This window comes from Falsiroseomonas sp. CW058 (assembly GCF_050563535.1).
In the GTDB taxonomy this organism is placed as follows: Bacteria; Pseudomonadota; Alphaproteobacteria; order Acetobacterales; family Acetobacteraceae; genus Falsiroseomonas.
In genome coordinates, this window is sequence record NZ_JBNXUO010000014.1 from 20,266 (window position 1) to 34,789 (window position 14,524).

At 74.8% G+C, this 14,524-nt stretch carries 14 protein-coding genes, 1 tRNA gene and 1 pseudogene; 11 read left to right on the forward strand and 5 right to left on the reverse strand.

Annotated features, from left to right (window positions below):
* The first annotated feature begins 223 nt into the window (after positions 1-223).
* Complete coding sequence (locus ACK8OX_RS12925) at positions 224-2,854, forward strand: PDZ domain-containing protein (RefSeq protein ID WP_430664531.1); 2,631 nt, start codon at positions 224-226, stop codon at positions 2,852-2,854.
* Between the two features lie 11 nt (positions 2,855-2,865).
* On the opposite strand, the gene ACK8OX_RS12930 is transcribed toward ACK8OX_RS12925, so the two are convergent.
* On the reverse strand, positions 2,866-3,636 hold the full coding sequence (locus ACK8OX_RS12930; protein WP_430664532.1) for an SDR family oxidoreductase: 771 nt from the start codon (positions 3,634-3,636) through the stop codon (positions 2,866-2,868).
* A 61-nt stretch (positions 3,637-3,697) separates the two neighbouring features.
* Positions 3,698-4,465 (reverse strand): SH3 domain-containing protein, encoded by a 768-nt coding sequence (locus ACK8OX_RS12935; protein ID WP_430664533.1) that lies wholly within the window; start codon positions 4,463-4,465, stop codon positions 3,698-3,700.
* Positions 4,466-4,530: 65 nt separating this feature from the next.
* Here ACK8OX_RS12935 and ACK8OX_RS12940 point away from each other — a divergent pair.
* Positions 4,531-4,971 (forward strand): annotated as a pseudogene (locus ACK8OX_RS12940) (transposase); the annotation flags it as partial.
* A gap of 22 nt (positions 4,972-4,993) precedes the next feature.
* Here the strand turns inward: ACK8OX_RS12940 and ACK8OX_RS12945 are convergent.
* Together ACK8OX_RS12945 and ACK8OX_RS12950 are read right to left on the reverse strand one after the other, a co-directional pair.
* The gene (locus ACK8OX_RS12945) at positions 4,994-5,419 is read right to left on the reverse strand and encodes a DUF1489 family protein (protein ID WP_430664534.1); all 426 of its coding nucleotides are present in this window, start codon (positions 5,417-5,419) and stop codon (positions 4,994-4,996) included.
* A gap of 107 nt (positions 5,420-5,526) precedes the next feature.
* Positions 5,527-5,603, reverse strand: a tRNA-Arg gene (locus ACK8OX_RS12950).
* A 112-nt stretch (positions 5,604-5,715) separates the two neighbouring features.
* Here ACK8OX_RS12950 and gtdA point away from each other — a divergent pair.
* From gtdA to ACK8OX_RS12980, 6 genes are all read left to right on the forward strand, one after another.
* On the forward strand, positions 5,716-6,786 hold the full coding sequence (gtdA, locus tag ACK8OX_RS12955; protein ID WP_430664535.1) for a gentisate 1,2-dioxygenase: 1,071 nt from the start codon (positions 5,716-5,718) through the stop codon (positions 6,784-6,786).
* Positions 6,787-6,871: 85 nt separating this feature from the next.
* Entirely contained in the window at positions 6,872-7,216 is a 345-nt protein-coding gene (locus ACK8OX_RS12960; protein WP_430664536.1) for a hypothetical protein, read from the forward strand.
* A gap of 93 nt (positions 7,217-7,309) precedes the next feature.
* Complete coding sequence (locus ACK8OX_RS12965) at positions 7,310-8,995, forward strand: hypothetical protein (RefSeq protein ID WP_430664537.1); 1,686 nt, start codon at positions 7,310-7,312, stop codon at positions 8,993-8,995.
* A 3-nt stretch (positions 8,996-8,998) separates the two neighbouring features.
* Positions 8,999-9,676, forward strand: a complete 678-nt coding sequence (locus ACK8OX_RS12970) for a hypothetical protein (protein ID WP_430664538.1) — start codon at positions 8,999-9,001, stop codon at positions 9,674-9,676.
* On the forward strand, positions 9,676-10,644 hold the full coding sequence (locus ACK8OX_RS12975; RefSeq protein ID WP_430664539.1) for a peptidoglycan-binding protein: 969 nt from the start codon (positions 9,676-9,678) through the stop codon (positions 10,642-10,644). Before ACK8OX_RS12970 ends, ACK8OX_RS12975 begins: the two co-directional genes overlap by 1 nt.
* A 97-nt stretch (positions 10,645-10,741) precedes the next feature.
* Positions 10,742-11,167: an N-acetyltransferase family protein gene (locus ACK8OX_RS12980; RefSeq protein ID WP_430664540.1), complete on the forward strand. Its 426-nt coding sequence runs from the start codon at positions 10,742-10,744 to the stop codon at positions 11,165-11,167.
* Positions 11,168-11,185: 18 nt separating this feature from the next.
* Here ACK8OX_RS12980 and ACK8OX_RS12985 read toward each other — a convergent pair whose 3' ends face one another.
* Complete coding sequence (locus tag ACK8OX_RS12985) at positions 11,186-12,205, reverse strand: NAD(P)/FAD-dependent oxidoreductase (protein WP_430664541.1); 1,020 nt, start codon at positions 12,203-12,205, stop codon at positions 11,186-11,188.
* 145 nt (positions 12,206-12,350) lie between these two features.
* On the opposite strand from ACK8OX_RS12985, the gene tsaE reads away from it, so the two are divergent.
* The 3 genes from tsaE to ACK8OX_RS13000 are packed head-to-tail and all read left to right on the forward strand — an operon-like array spanning position 12,351 to position 14,520.
* The gene (gene tsaE, locus ACK8OX_RS12990) at positions 12,351-12,809 is read left to right on the forward strand and encodes a tRNA (adenosine(37)-N6)-threonylcarbamoyltransferase complex ATPase subunit type 1 TsaE (protein ID WP_430664542.1); all 459 of its coding nucleotides are present in this window, start codon (positions 12,351-12,353) and stop codon (positions 12,807-12,809) included.
* Positions 12,806-13,798, forward strand: a complete 993-nt coding sequence (locus tag ACK8OX_RS12995) for an aminoglycoside phosphotransferase family protein (RefSeq protein ID WP_430664543.1) — start codon at positions 12,806-12,808, stop codon at positions 13,796-13,798. Before tsaE ends, ACK8OX_RS12995 begins: the two co-directional genes overlap by 4 nt.
* Positions 13,795-14,520: a nucleotidyltransferase family protein gene (locus ACK8OX_RS13000; protein WP_430664544.1), complete on the forward strand. Its 726-nt coding sequence runs from the start codon at positions 13,795-13,797 to the stop codon at positions 14,518-14,520. Before ACK8OX_RS12995 ends, ACK8OX_RS13000 begins: the two co-directional genes overlap by 4 nt.
* The last annotated feature ends 4 nt before the right edge of the window (positions 14,521-14,524 follow it).

The following is a 14,524-nucleotide window of genomic DNA, read 5'->3' on the forward strand; positions in this document are numbered from 1 at the left end:
GGGGAACCCCGATGCCGCCGCTGCGCCCGATCGCCATCACCATGCTGGCTGCACTGGTCCTCTGGCCAGCCGGTTCAGCGGCCCAGGGTCCCAGCTTCACTGCGCCCGCGCATCCAACGCGGTAGAGCGCACGATCTGCGCCGATCCCAGGCTGTCGCGCCTCGATGCGGAACTGGCCGCCGCTTTCGCCGCCGCGCTCGGCCAGGCGGCGGACGCCGGAGCGGTGCGGGCCGCGCAGCGGGACTGGCTGCGCCAGCGCAACGCCTGCACGACGGTCGACTGCGTCGCCAATGCCTTCGCCCAGCGCATCGCGCAGCTGCGGGACGGCGGCCGCGGCGCGCGGCCCTGGTTCGGCGTCAACATCCGCGACGTCCCCGCCGACGCCACCCGCCCGCCCGGCCTTCCGCCCGAGGTCGGCGGCGCGCTGGTGACGGCCGCGGCGCCAGGCGGCCCCGCCGCCGCGGCCGGCATCCAGCCCGGCGACGTGGTGCTGCGAATCGCCGAGCAGGAGGTGCGGGAGGCAGTCGCGCTTCCCCGCATCGTCAGCGGGCTGCAGCCCGGCAGCACCGTACCCGTGGTGGTGTGGCGCGGCGCCCGGGCGCAGACGCTCCATGTGGCGGTGGGCGAGGCACCGGCGCAGCAGCAGGCCGCGCCGGCCCAGGCGGCGCCTCCCGCGCCCGGTCTCGACCACCAGCGCGCCGCCTCGGCGGCCGAGGCGCAGCGGCGCGAGGCGGAACGCCGCGAAGCCGATTCCCGCGCCGCCGAGGCCCGGCGCCTGGCCGAGATCGAGAGGCTGCGCCGCGACGCGGAGTTCCGCGCCGCGTCCGAACGGCAGCGCCTGGACCAGCTTGTGGGCGGCGGCTGGCTGGTGGGCGAGGTGGTCTGCACCCAGCCCGTGAATCGCGAGGAGGAACGCCGGATGCGGCTGCGCGCCGAGCTGTCGCTTGGCGGCGGCGCGGGCGAGCGCGACCGGACCGCGACGCTGCGCCTGGCCGAACGGCTGGTGAATTCCGAAGACCTAGCCCGTTTCGCGGCGGTCGAGCTGCGCGGCACCGTCGCCGGCGGCGGCGACGCGCGCGACGTCGTACTGTGGCCGACGGGCTGGGCGATGGACCGCGATCCCCGGATCGACATGGCCATCGGCAGCTCCCCGCAGGCGGTCGCGCCGCGCGGCACGCTTCATCTGTCCGGCCTGCCGGAGTTCCGCGGGACGCTGTTCGCGGGCGCGCTGCCCAACGGCTTCACCTGCGCCGCCACGACGCTGCGGCAGGAAGCGGGCATCACGCGGTGGGAGAGCCAGCACGGGCAGGTGGAGCGCGGCATCGCCACCCTCCTCCAGGCCCTGCCGGACCTGCGCGGCGGGGGCGACGACGACCTGGTTCTCTACGCCCGGCGCATGGGTGGCGCGCATGCGCGGATGCGGCTGGACGGGACGGTGGCCTTCCCCGGCGGGGCGTCCAATCTCTGCCTGCTCGCGCCCTTCGCACCGGACGCGCCGTTCCGGGATTGGGTGCAGCAGCAGGCCGGGGCCGTGACCTCGACCCGGCCCTCCCTGTCCTGCGCCGACGATGCGTTCGACCTCCTCGGCCTGCGGCGGCACGCGCTCTGGGCGCTGTCGCCCGGCAACCTCGCCTGGCTGGCGCAATGGGCTGGTGGTCTGGAACGCGTCGCGGTGCTGACGCAGGCCGACCACGCGCAGTCCGTCGCCCGTGAACGCGCCGCGCAGGCGCAGCACGAGGCCGAGCTCCGCGACGCCGAGGCCCGACGCCTGGCGGCGGAGCGCGAGGCGGCGGGTCGCCTCGCCGCGCGACGGGCGGAGGCAGCGCGGCGGATCGTCGCGGCGGGGGAGGAGCCGACGCTCTTCGTCATCCACACCGGCCGTCCCACCCGCGACGCCTGCGTGCTGGGCGCGACGGAAACGCAGGCGGCGACGCGCGGCGCCATCGCCACCGGACTCGCGCGCGACGAGGCGGCGCGCGGGGCGGAGGCGATGGCGGCGCAGATCCAGTCCGCCCGCCGCCTGCCCGATGCGGAGGCGATCTTCGCCGAGGTACAGTCTGGGCGCTGCGCCTTCCTGCTCGGCACTGCACGGGAGCTGGCGCCCCTTGTCACCGCGCTGCCGCGCCTCGGGCGGGACAGCCTGCAGGTGCTGGGCCTGGCCGTGGAGGCGGAGGCTGCGGCGCGGATCGCGGAGGCTGAGGCGGAACGCGACCGCGCCCGGCGCGAGGCCGAGGCCCGCGCCGCGCGTGAGCGGCAGGAAGCGGAGGCGGCGGCGGAAGCGCGGCGGCGCAGGGCGCTGGTCGAGGCTGCCGGCACCTATGAACTGCGGCCGACCGACGGCACCGGGCGCCCCGTGGCCCCGGCGCTCTACAGGGTGCATGACGGCAGGCTCTACATCCCGATCGAGGCTGCGGGCGGAGGATCGCCGGCGGACCGGGCCCGCGCTGTCCGGCTGTCCGGTAGCCCGCGCGCATGGCTGACCCAGGGTTCCATCCAGCTCGCACCGGGTGTGACCCGCCTCGAAGACGGCACCACCGTGACCACTGACGCCATCGCCATCGATGGCTACGACATCTGCACGCGAAGCGTTGCGGACACCTTCGCACGGCCCGTCAACAACAGCGTCTGGGTCAACACCACCGTGGTCTGCTTCAGCCCCCACCGACGCGAGATGTTCCTGGAGGCGGAGCTGCTGATCTGGCTGGACCAGGACGGGCTGCGCCTGTTCCGTGATCAGTGCGAGCCGGGCGCCGCGCGCCGCCAGGGCTACTGCATTGCCCGCGGGCTGAGCGGCCTCGACCGCGGCGCGCGGCCGGCGCAGTGGCGCGGGCCGCGCGTCCCGGACGGGTCCTGACGCCTGCGCCGCTACATCATGTTCGCCGTCACCCCGCCATCCACGAAGATGAGCTGGCCCGAGACAAAGTCGCTCGCCCCCGAGGCGAGGAACACCGCCGTCCCCGCGATCTCCTCCGGCTGCGCGTAGCGGCCGGCGGGGCAGCGGCGCTTCACGGTGGCCAGCCATTCCGGGTTGTCCAGCAGCGCCTTGTTCATGTCGGTGTCGAACCAGCCGGGCCCGATCGCGTTGCACTGCACGTTGTGCGGGCCGAGTTCGACCGCCAGCGCGCGGATGAACATCTTCAGCCCGCCCTTCGCCGCGGAATAAGGCGTGATCGTCCCGCGCCCCAGCTCCGACGCCAGCGACCCGATGGCGATGACCTTGCCGCGCCGGCGTTCCTTCATCCCCGGCACCACCAGCTTCGACAGGCGGAACAGCGCGGTCAGGTGGGTGTCGAGCACGCTCGCCCAGCCCTCCTCGGTCAGCGTCTCGACCGGGCCGCGATACTGGTTGCCGGCATTGTGCAGCAGGATGTCGATGGGGCCGAGCGCGGGGACCACGCGTTCCATCGCGGCGAGGTCGCGGACATCGAAGGCGGCGGTGCGGCAGGCCAGCCCCTCGGCCCGCAGCGCATCCGCCTGCGCCTCCAGCGTCGCCTGGTCGCGCCCGTTCAGGATCACTTCCGCCCCCGCCCGCGCAAGCCCGCGCGCCATCGCGGCCCCGAGCCCGCGCGAGGCGCCGGTGACGAGCGCGACGCGCCCGGTCAGGTCGAACAGGGCGGCGTGCTGGGGTGACGGCATGGGGCGGCTCCTCCCTTGGGTGCGTCGGGAGCGTAGCGGCTGCGGCGCGCGCGCGAAGCCCTCAGCGGGGCGCCTGGTCCAGCATGGAGCCGTGGACCCACCCCCAGGGTTCGCCCTCGCCCACCTGGTACCAGCCGCCCGGTGCCTGGCCGAACACCGTCAGGCTCGACCCTCGCGGCACCACGCGCAGCACCTCCCCCCCGCCGGATGGCGAGGAGCGGATGTTGACCGGCGTGCGCTGGCTGGTGGTGGCGCTGCCCTGGGCGGGCCCGGCCGCGGCCATCGGCGGGGCGGAGCCGGCCGGCAGCGGCGCCGCCCCGGATGCGGCCGCGGCGGGGCCGGGCCGCGGGGCGGACGGCTCCTCGCCCGCCAGCGGCAGGCCGGTGGGGACCGGCGGCAGCGGCCGCTGCGTCGCGCGCGCATTCGGCGGGCCGCCGCCGTCGAAGCAGCGATCCACCATCTCGACATAGACCCGCGTCGCCTCGGTGGTGGAGGCGGCGAGGTGCAGGTCGGTGCGCGCCGGCCGGTCGCCCTCGAAGGCGACCACGGCGACATAGGGAATGAAGGGGTCCTCGCCGCGGCCGGTCGGGTTGATCTGACCGCAGACCGCGAGCGTGTCGGCCAGCGCCTGGCGGTGCACCTGGCGGGCGCGCAGCGTCATCGGGCCTTCGGCGCGCAGCCGCGCCCGCAGCCGCTCCTCCGCCGCGCGGAGCGCCGCCGCCTCGCGCCCCGCGGCGGGCGCCGCGGCACCTTCGCGGGCAGGCGGGGCTTCCTCCTTGCAGGCGGCCAGGAGCAGCAGGGATGCAGCCAGCCATGCCCGATGCGCCATCGCCCGGCTCCCTTCGCAACCTAGAGCCTGTTACGAACTGAGGCGAGGGTTGTGGGTTTGCGGGCATGGCCCGCAAATCCTGTCCTTCTGACGTCTCTGACGAGGAATGGGCGCTGGTTGCGCCCTACCCGACGCTGTTGCCGGAGACAGCGGGGCAGCGCGAGCACCCGATGCGCGAGGTGTTCAATGCGCTCCGCTGGATCGTGCGCGCCGGGGCGCCCTGGCGGCTGCTGCCGAACGACCTCCCACCCTGGCACGCGGTCTACGACCAGACCCGGCGCTGGCTGGCCGCGGGCTGCTTCGAGCGCCTGGCGCACGACCTCCGCGCCCTGCTGCGCGCGGCAGGCGGGCGTGAGCCCGCCCCCTCGGCCGCCATCCTCGACAGCCGCACGCTCCGCTCTACGTCCGAGAGCGGGCACCGCGCGGGCTACGACGGGGCCAAGCGCAAGCGGGGCAGCAAGGTCCACGCGGCAGTGGACACCCTCATGCCCCATCGCGTCGCACTGGCCCATGGTCCGTAACAGGCTCTTAGATGAGGCAGAGCGCCTGCAATTCCCGGCGCAGCGCGGGCGGCAGCGCCTCGAGCCCGGTCGCCGCCGCGCCGCCGCGCGGCACGTCGGGCGGGGCGGCCGCGGGGTCCAGGTAGCGCCAGCCCTGGAAGGGCTTCTGCGGCCGCGGCTCCACCAGCACAAGCTCGGGGTCGAGCACGAGCCCGGCACAGGTCGTGCCGTCATCCCAGCTGTCCTCCCGCACGTCCAGCAGCCGCTGGCGCACGCGGACGAAGCCGCCGATCACCCAGTAGAGCGACCCCCCCTCCAGCAGCTCCGCGCCGCGCTTCGGCATCATGCGCGTCTGGTGGCGCAGCGGCGGGTCGGTCCTGACGCGGCGGGCCTGCCATTCGGCAAGCTCCGCCACTTCCTTCACGCCGACGCAGAGCTTGATGAGGTGGAGCATGGGGCGCCGAGCCATGTGGCATCCGGCGGAGTCCGCGCAAGCCCCGTTCGCGCCGCGCCACGAAGCGTGACCGCGGCCTGGCGACGCTGCGAGGTGCTGAGAAGGATTGGCGGACCCGATACGATTCGAACGTACGACCTTTGCCTTCGGAGGGCAACGCTCTATCCAGCTGAGCTACGGGTCCGTCGCCTCCTCCTTAGCCAAATCCCACGGCCAGCGAAAGCCCCATGCTCGCGACGTTTCCACCGGTGGGCGGGGCGGGCTAACCTTGCGGGCCCGCAGCCCGGACAGGCCCGATGACCGACGCTCCCCCGATCCCCGGCAGCAACGAAGCGGAAGCGATGCTGCGCGGGCTCTATGCGGAGATGGCGCCGCAGCACCTGTTTCCCCTGTGGGAAGTGCTGCACGCGCTGGTGACGCCGACCCCCTCCTCCACCGTGCGGCCGCATCTGTGGCACTATGATGCGGCGCGCGCCCACCTGCTGCGGGCGGGAGACCTCATCACGGCGGAGAAGGCCGAGCGCCGGGTGCTGATCCTGGAGAATCCGGGCCTGCCCGGCTCCTCCTCCGTCACCACCAGCCTCTATGCGGGCCTCCAGCTCATCCTCCCTGGCGAGGTCGCGCCCTGCCACCGGCACACGCAATGCGCGCTGCGTTTCGTGATGGAGGGCGACGGCGCCTTCACCGCGCTCGACGGGGAGAAGGCGGTGATGCGCCCCTTCGACCTGGTGCTGACGCCGAACTGGCAATGGCACGACCACGGCAATGCCAGCGCGGCGCCGATGATCTGGCTCGACGGGCTGGACATCCCGACAGTGCGCCACTTCGCAGCGTCCTTCGCCGAACGCCTGCCCGACGGCGCCATGGCCCACCCCGAGACGGCGCCCGCGGGCGACACCGCGCTGCGCTACGGGCGCAACCTGCGTCCCTTCCGCGGCAGCGGCGCGGACCGGCGGCCGGCGGCGCTGCCGCTGTTCCACTACCCCTATGCCGAATGGCGCGAGAGCCTGGCCGCCCTGGCGCGGCAGGGCAACCCGGACCCGCATCTGGGCCATGCGCTCGAATTCGTGAACCCGGCCGATGGCGGGTCGGTGATGCCGACCATCGCTGCCCATGTGCGGCTGCTGCCCGCCGGCTTCGCCACCCGCCCGCGCCGGGCGACGGACGCCGCCGTCCTCGTCGTGGTGGAGGGGCGCGGCACCGCGCGGGTCGATGGGCAGGCCTTCGACCTTGCGCATCGCGACCTGCTGGTCGTGCCGTCCTGGGCGGCCCTGACGATCGCGGCGGAGAGCGATCTCGTCCTGTTCGGCTATTCGGACGCCGCGGCGCAGCGCCGGCTCGGCCTGTTCCGCGAGGCGCTGGGATAGCCGTCGCCACCCATGCAACGGTCGGCGCAACCGCTTCCCGCCGGCCCGCGTTCCCCGCTGTCACAGCCCGAGGGGGAATGCAGAGATGACCAGCAAGCCCGGCACGATGTCGCCCGACAGCAAGACCGACGAGGCGGTGAAGGAAACCTTCCCCGCCAGCGATCCGGTCGCCACCACCGGCACCCGGGGCAACCGCGCCGTCGCGCCCGGGGAGATGATGCAGGACGCCCCGCCCATCCCCGATGCGGTGACCCTGCGCCGCCACTTCCCGGATGCCGAGGCGGCGAAGCTCGCCCTGGAATCGCTGGTACGCGACGGCCCTGTCGATCCCCGCCATGCCGAGATCGCCAGTGGCAGCCCTTCCGAGCTGCGCCTGAAGGTTGCCGCCAATGACGAAGGGCGCATCCGGAAGTTGCTGGACACAGCCTGACACCCGGCTGCCGGGAAGCCGGATCGCGAATTTCGTTGCGGTTTATGGGCTTTCTGTCCTAGGGTCCGCCTCCCAGCGTGGAGGAGGCCCGCCATGGCACCTGTCGGCACCGGATCCGCCCCCCCGCCCCGACAGGCCGCGCCGGCCTTCCTCCTGCCCCTGCTGCTGCCCGCTTCCGCCTTCGCCCAGGACGGGCAGCTGTCGAAGGATGCGGGCGGACAGCTGCTGGCCGGCGCGGTGGTGGTCGGTGTCATGCTGGTCTTCCTCGTCGGCGCCTGGTTCCTGCTGCGCCGCCTGGCGGCGGAGATGCCGGCGAAACTCGACGCGGAAGGCGGCAGCGGCGCCACCCTCGCGGGGCGGCTTCTCGACCTGCCGCTCGGCGTGCCGGAGGGCTCGATCCGCGCGCTGCTCTCGGTCTTCATCATCGTCTTCGGCTTCCTCATGCTGGCCTTCGCGGGCCCGCTCGGCCTCCGCGCGGGGGAGGCGCTGACCGGCTTCATCGGCGCCGTCATCTCCTTCTACTTCGCCTCCCGCTCCAACGAGCGTTCGGCCCAGACCGCGGAAGCCGCGAAGCAGGCGGCGGACCAGGCGACCGCGGCGGTGTCGCGGGCGAGCGACGCGGTGAACAGCGCCGCCGCCGCCGCCACCCAGGCCGGCGCCGCGGCGACCAGCGCGGCGGCCTCGGCCGCGGCCGGCGGCGCCGTGGCCGGCGTCACGCCCGAACAGCAGGCGCGGCTCGCCCTGCTGCGCGACGCGCAGGGGCGGCTGCAATCGCTTCGTTCCCTCATCGCGGTGGCGGGCAGCCTCGGCGTCGGGACCGGCGCCGTGGCCGGCGCCGACCGCGCGCTGGAACGCGTGGACGGGCTGCTCGCGCGCATCGCCCCCGTGCTCGGCGGGCAGGCCAATGCCGAAACAATGGGGCGGCTGGCCGAAGAGGCCGGCACCGCGATCCGCGACCTCGGCGCGCTCGGCCCGGTGGGGACGGCGGTGGCGGATGCGATGGCCACCATCGGTCGCGTCGCGGCCGGCAGCGCGCCCATCGCCGGCGCGCTCGGCGGGCTGTTCGGCGGCGGCGCGGTGGCGGGGCCCGCGGGGCTGGTCGCCGCGGTCGTGGTGGGCGGCCTGCAACTGGTGAAGGAGAAGGAGAGGTTCGACCGCTGGAAGGCGGCGATGCTCGATACGCCGCTCGACCTCGGCCTGCTGCCGCCGGTGATGGAATCCGGCCTCGCCGCCGCCGCGCTGCTGCGCGCGCCGCTGCTGGCCGGGCGGCTTGCGCCGGGCGGCACGGTGGAGCCCGCGCTCGCACTCGGCGTATGGGACGTCGCGGGGGCGCCGGCCGGGCAGGTGCCCGCCCCCGCGCGCGACGTCGCGGCCCGCATCCTGGCCGGCGCGGAGGGCGAGGGCGCGGCCGCGCTGCGCGCCGCCTTCGCGGGGAATGCGGAGGCGCTGGCCGACGCCATCGAGGACCTGCGCGCCGCGATGACCGGCGCGGCCGCGCTGCACGGCCTCGGCCTGCCCGGCATCACCGTGGCCGGCGTGCAGGTCTCCACCCCGGCGCTGGCCGGGGCCGTGCGCGCCGCGCGGCAGGACAGCCGCGTCGCGGCCGAGCTGGAGCGGATGGTCTACCTCGTCGAGGCGCTGGGCAAGGCGGACCCGGCGATGCTGGCGGAGATCACGGCGCGGATCGCCGCGTCGGATTTCCTGCAGGCCGCGGAAGCGGAAGCGGCGGGGAAGGCGCGGGAGGCGGACCAGGCCTCCACGCCCGGCGAGGGGGGCTGAGCGATGCGGCGCGCGCTGCTGCTGCTTCCCTTGCTGATGGCCTTGCTGATGGCCGCCTGCGACACCCCCGCGCGTGAGGCGGTCCGGCTGGCCGGCGAGGTCCGGCGCATGCCGCCCGGCACCAGCACCGCCATGGCCGATCTCCCCTTCGCCTGCGAGGCGCGGGACCGCAGCTGCGTCACGCTCTGGCTGCATCGCGGCGCCGCCTGCGCCGAACTCGCCGAAGCCCCCGTCACGCCGGAGGCGATGCGGCCGGAGCGGCGGGACTGCGCGGTGGCCGCCCTGCGCCGCGCCGGGGCGCTGATGCCCGCCGACGCCACCGCGGACGAGCGGCAGGAAGCCGCGATCCGCCTGGCCGATGCGCTGGAACGCCGGCGCGACCGCGCGAGCGGCGAGGCCCGCCGCGCCGACAACGAGGCCATCCTCGCCGCCGTCGCGCCGCTGCGCGCGCCCCCGGCGGGCGCGGCGCCCTATGCCGACCACTACGCCGCCGGCGTCGCGCTGAACCGCGTGCAGGCCGGCGACCTGCCGGAGGAGGCGCGCTGCGCGGCACTGGCCGAGGCGCGCGCCGGGGCGGCGCGGGCGACGGAAGTGGCCGGCCTGCCGCCCCTCGGCGACCGCATCGCGCAGCGCCGCGCGGCGGTCGCCGCCCAGCTCTCCCTCAGCCCGAGGTGCGCGTGATGTCCGATGTCCTGGCCCCCGCCGCCCCGGCGCTGACGCGCAGCTGGTGGTTCACCCAGCCGATGATGCGCGGGGAGGAGGTCTGGCTCGCCCAGCGCCTGCTGAACGAACGCGCGGGCGCCGGCCTGAAGCCGGACGGGCTGTTCGGCGCCGCGACGCGCGACGCGGTGAAGGCCTTCCAGCGGCGCCGCGGCCTGGTGGAGGACGGCGTGCTCGGCCCCGTCACCTGGGCGGCGCTGTCGGGGGAGGCGCGGCCGGCTGCGGCGCTGCGCACCGGCATCGAGTCCGTGCTGGACGCCGCCGCCCTCGCCGCGCTGACGCGCCCGCACAGCCGCTATCCCGACGGTATCCCCTGGCGGCTGACGCGCGACGGGATCGAGCTGGGCGGCGCGCCGCTTGCCGCGACGGAGGCGGAGGCGGCGGTCGCGCGCCGCGTCCTCGCGCAGTATGCCGATGCCATCGTCACCGCCTCCGCCCGCTTCCCCGTGCCAGCGGAGCTGGTGGTGGCGACGATCTGCACCGAAAGCTCCGGCAACCCGCGCGCCAGGCGCTTCGAGCCGGGCTGCGACCTGGACGACCCCAGCCGCACGCCGCGGCGCGTCAGCGTCGGCCTGATGCAGACCCTGCTCTCCACCGCGCGAGAGGCGCTGTGCGACGAGGGCGTGACACTGGCGGCGCTGGAGAATCCCAGCACCTCGATCCGCGCCGGCATGGCCTATATGTGGAAGCAGGCCGGCAACACGCGCTTCGACCCGCCGCTGGTGGCCTGCGCCTACAATGCCGGGTCGGTCCGCTACGAGGGCTCGGCCGCGAACCACTGGCGGATGTGCCAGTATCCCATCGGCACGTCGAAGCATGCCGACCGCTTCTGCCGCTTCTTCGGCGCCGCGATGGCGGCGGTGCGCGCCACCGGCGCCGGGACGGCCGTGCCGGCCCCGGGTACCAGTTTCGTCGGCCTGCTGGGCTGAAGCGCCTGGTGGATGGGGCCTGAGGGTGCGACGATGGCCGGGTGGTCATGCGCGTGGGACGGCGCGCGCATGACGTCGTTCGTGCAGGATGCGCCCCATGTCCGGATTCACCCTGCGACCCGCGACGCGGGCCGACTTGCCGCGAATCCATGAGGTGCGGCACGGGACGGCGGAGAATCGCCTGACCGATCCGTCGCTGGTCACGGATGCGGAAATCGCCTGGTATCTCGACTCCGCGATCTTCCTCGTTTCCGAGGACGACGGGGGGGTGCAGGGATTCACCTGCGCCGATCACCTGACCGGCTATGTCTGGGCCTTGTTCGTCATCGATGGCGCGCAGGGGCGGGGGCACGGCACCGCCCTGCTGGCCGCCGCGATGGACCTGCTGAGGAAGCAGGGGCATCGGCAGGCGTTCCTGTCGACGGATGGCGCTACGAAGGCGGCGGCCTTCTATCGCGCGAAGGGCTGGCACCCGACCGGGATCAACATGAAGGGCGAGACGGTCTTCAGGTACTGGCTGTAGGCCCGCACCCCGCCCGCATCACCCCGCCACGGGCACGCCCTTGCTCGTCGAATACTCGAAATGCAGCGCCTCGCCCGGGAAGACGCGGGGGTGGATGGCGTGGGCGGCCATCGCGGCTTCGCTGAAGCCCTGCAGGATCAGCTTCAGCTTGCCCGGATAGGTCGCGATGTCGCCGATCGCGTGGATGCCGGGGATGTTCGTCTCGCAGGTCGCGGGCGCCACCTGCACATGGCTGCGCTCCAGCCCCAGCCCCCATTCGGCGATCGGGCCGAGTTCCATCGACAGGCCGTAGAAGGGCAGCAGGTTGTCGGCAGGCACCACCCGCGTCTCCCCCTTCAGGGTGGAGAGGACGACGCCGGTGAGCTGTCCGCCCGCGCCCTCCAGCCCGTGCAGCTGGTAGGGGATCGCCATCTCCACCTCGCCGCGTTCGGCCGCGGCCTTCAGCTGGGCCGCGCTTTCGGGCGCGCAGCGGAACTTGTCGCGCCGGTGCACAACCGTGACCTTCGCCGCGATCTGCTTGAGGCTCAGCGCCCAGTCCACCGCGCTGTCGCCGCCGCCGGCGATGACCACGCGCCGGCCGCGGAAATCCTCCCTCCGCGCGACGAGGTAGCGCACCGCGCCGGTCGCCTCGTAGGCGGCAAGCCCTTCCAGCGGCGGGCGGTTCGGGCCGAAGGCGCCGGCGCCGGCCGCCAGGATCACCGCCTTGCAGCGGATGGTGTCGCCCTCGCTCGTGCCGAGCTCGAAGCCGCCGCGGGCCTGCGCCAGGTGTTCCACGCGGCGGCCGAGCATCATCAGCGGCGTGAAGGGCGCGGCCTGCTTCTCCAGCGCGGCGACGAGGTCGGCGCCCGCGATCTCGGGATGGGCGGGGATGTCGAAGATCGGCTTCTCCGGATACAGCGCGCTGCACTGCCCGCCGATCTCGGACAGCGCATCGACCACCACCGTCTTCATCCGCAGCATGCCGCATTCGAAGACGGCGAAGAGCCCCACGGGCCCTGCGCCGATGATCGCCACATCGGTCTCGACCACAGCCGCCATCGCGCATCCGCCCCCGGGGAAAAAGCCGCCTCCCTTAGACGATGGCCGGCGCGGGATCAAACTGCGAACGTGCGGCTTGTGCCGGCGGCGGCCGCGGGGGCAGATTGCGCCGCCCCGCCCGACCGGACCCGCGACCGAAGCCCCGATGGACAACCCCGTCACCCTCCTCCTGCCCGATGCCGGGGCGACCGCCGCGCTGGCCGCGCGGGTGGCGGCGCGCGCGCGGGCGGGCGATGCGGTGCTGCTGGAAGGCCCGCTCGGCGCCGGGAAAAGCTTCTTCGCCCGCGCCTTCCTGCGCGCCGCCGCCGGCGACCCGGCGCTGGAAGTGCCATCCCCCACCTTCACCCTCGTGCAGGGCTACGACCTGCCTTCCGGCCCGGCGCACCATTTCGACCTCTGGCGGCTCGACGGCCCCGCGGCGCTGGCCGAACTCGGCTGGGAGGAGGCGCGGGAGGGGATCGTGCTGGTGGAATGGCCCGACCGGCTCGGCCATCTGCGCCCGGCCGATGCGCTGACCGTCGCCCTCGCCCCCGGCGGGGCGGAGGAAGCGCGGCGGGCGACGCTGTCCGGCTGGCCCGCGCGGCTTGCGGCGGTGCTGGCATGAGGGCGTCCGCGACCGACTTCCTGGCGGCGCAGGGCTGGGCCGCCGCGCGGGTGGAGCCGCTGCCGGCCGATGCCTCCTTCCGGCGCTACGCCCGGCTGCATGGCGGGCCGCGCCCGGCGCTGCTGATGGACGCACCCCCCCCGCAGGAGGATGTGCGCCCCTTCCTGCATGTCGCCGCGCACCTGTCCAGCATCGGGCTTTCCGCGCCCGAGGTGTTCGCCGCGGATGCGGCGGCGGGCTTCGTCCTGCTCGAGGATCTCGGCGCCCGCACCGTCGCGCAGGCGCTCGATGTCGGGGAGGACCCGCTTCCCCACTACCTCGCCGCCGCCCATGTGCTGGCCGCCCTGCACGAGGCGCCGCCGCCCGGCGGCCTGCCCCGATGGGACGCGGCGCGCATGGCGGAGACGGCGGGCGCGACCTTCCTGGACTGGTGGTGGCCCGAGGCCTTCGGCGCGCCGCCCGCCGCCGCCGTCGCCCGGTCCTTCCGCGCGGCGATGGACGCCATGCTCGCCCCCTTCGCCGCGCAGGGCTTCGTCCATCGCGACTTCTTCCCGGCCAACCTGATGCCGCTGCCCGGCCGCGCGCCGCCGCGCGGGGTCGGCATCCTGGACTTCCAGGACGCGGCGCTCGGCCATCCCGCCTACGACCTCGTCTCGCTGGTCGAGGATGCGCGGCGCGACGTGGCCCCCGCGGTCCGGGACGCCGCCGTCGCGCATTACCTCGCGCATCGCCCGGGGCTGGACGCGGCGGCCTTCCGCGCCGCGATGGCGGCGATGGCGGCGCAGCGCCACCTGCGCGTCGCCGCGCTGTGGACGCGGCTGGCGCGGCGCGACGGGAAGCCGGGCTACCTGCGCCACGGCCCGCGCTGCTGGGCGCTGCTCGACGCCGCGCTCGGCCATCCCGCCGCGGCGCCGCTGCGCGCCTTCCTCGATGCGCATGTGCCGCCCGCCATGCGATGCAACCCCGCCAGCCTCCGGGAGACGGCATGATCGTGCTGACCCATGCCATGGTGCTCGCCGCCGGTCTCGGCACGCGGATGCGGCCGCTGACGGACGACCGGCCGAAGCCGCTGCTGGACCTCGCCGGCAGCAGCCTGCTGCACCACGCGCTGGACCGGCTGCGCGACGCCGGGATCGGCGACGTCGTGGTCAACGCGCACTGGCATCCCGACCAGGTCGCCGCCGCCGTCGCCGCGCATGACCTCCCCGCCACCGTGCTGCGGGAGGAGGTGCTGCTGGAGACGGGCGGCGGCGTCGCCGCCGCGCTGCCGCATCTCGGCGACGGGCCCTTCGCCGTGGTCAACGGCGATGCCTTCTGGCTCGACGGCCCGACGGGGGCGCTGCGGCGCATGGCCGCCGCCTTCGACCCGGACCGGATGGACGCGCTGCTGCTGCTGGTGCGGACCAGCCAGGTGGATGGCGAGGTCGGGCGCGGGGACTTCCTGCTGGACCCGCTCGGCCGCGCGCGGCGCCCGAAGGAAAGAGAGATCGCGCCCTACCTGTTCGGCGGCGTGCAGATCCTCTCCCCCGCGCTGTTCGCCGATGCGCCGGCGGGGCCCTTCAGCCTCAACCGCGTCTATGACCGCGCGATCGAGGCGGGGCGGCTCTACGGCCTGGTGCATGACGGCGCCTGGTTCCACCTCTCCACCCCGCGCGACCTCGACCGGGCGGAGACGATGCTGCGCGCGGGCATGCTGACGGTGCTGTTCTGAGCGC

What these genes read in the sequence shown, in the direction of transcription:
- ACK8OX_RS13000 (WP_430664544.1), top strand. Translation starts at nt 13,795, where the DNA reads ATGATCGTGCTGACCCATGCCATGGTGCTCGCCGCCGGTCTCGGCACG.
- ACK8OX_RS12945 (WP_430664534.1), bottom strand. Translation starts at nt 5,419, where the DNA reads ATGCTCCACCTCATCAAGCTCTGCGTCGGCGTGAAGGAAGTGGCGGAG.
- ACK8OX_RS12985 (WP_430664541.1), bottom strand. Translation starts at nt 12,205, where the DNA reads ATGGCGGCTGTGGTCGAGACCGATGTGGCGATCATCGGCGCAGGGCCC.
- ACK8OX_RS12965 (WP_430664537.1), top strand. Translation starts at nt 7,310, where the DNA reads ATGGCACCTGTCGGCACCGGATCCGCCCCCCCGCCCCGACAGGCCGCG.
- ACK8OX_RS12995 (WP_430664543.1), top strand. Translation starts at nt 12,806, where the DNA reads ATGAGGGCGTCCGCGACCGACTTCCTGGCGGCGCAGGGCTGGGCCGCC.
- ACK8OX_RS12930 (WP_430664532.1), bottom strand. Translation starts at nt 3,636, where the DNA reads ATGCCGTCACCCCAGCACGCCGCCCTGTTCGACCTGACCGGGCGCGTC.
- ACK8OX_RS12980 (WP_430664540.1), top strand. Translation starts at nt 10,742, where the DNA reads ATGTCCGGATTCACCCTGCGACCCGCGACGCGGGCCGACTTGCCGCGA.
- ACK8OX_RS12975 (WP_430664539.1), top strand. Translation starts at nt 9,676, where the DNA reads ATGTCCGATGTCCTGGCCCCCGCCGCCCCGGCGCTGACGCGCAGCTGG.
- tsaE (WP_430664542.1), top strand. Translation starts at nt 12,351, where the DNA reads ATGGACAACCCCGTCACCCTCCTCCTGCCCGATGCCGGGGCGACCGCC.
- gtdA (WP_430664535.1), top strand. Translation starts at nt 5,716, where the DNA reads ATGACCGACGCTCCCCCGATCCCCGGCAGCAACGAAGCGGAAGCGATG.
- ACK8OX_RS12970 (WP_430664538.1), top strand. Translation starts at nt 8,999, where the DNA reads ATGCGGCGCGCGCTGCTGCTGCTTCCCTTGCTGATGGCCTTGCTGATG.
- ACK8OX_RS12960 (WP_430664536.1), top strand. Translation starts at nt 6,872, where the DNA reads ATGACCAGCAAGCCCGGCACGATGTCGCCCGACAGCAAGACCGACGAG.
- ACK8OX_RS12935 (WP_430664533.1), bottom strand. Translation starts at nt 4,465, where the DNA reads ATGGCGCATCGGGCATGGCTGGCTGCATCCCTGCTGCTCCTGGCCGCC.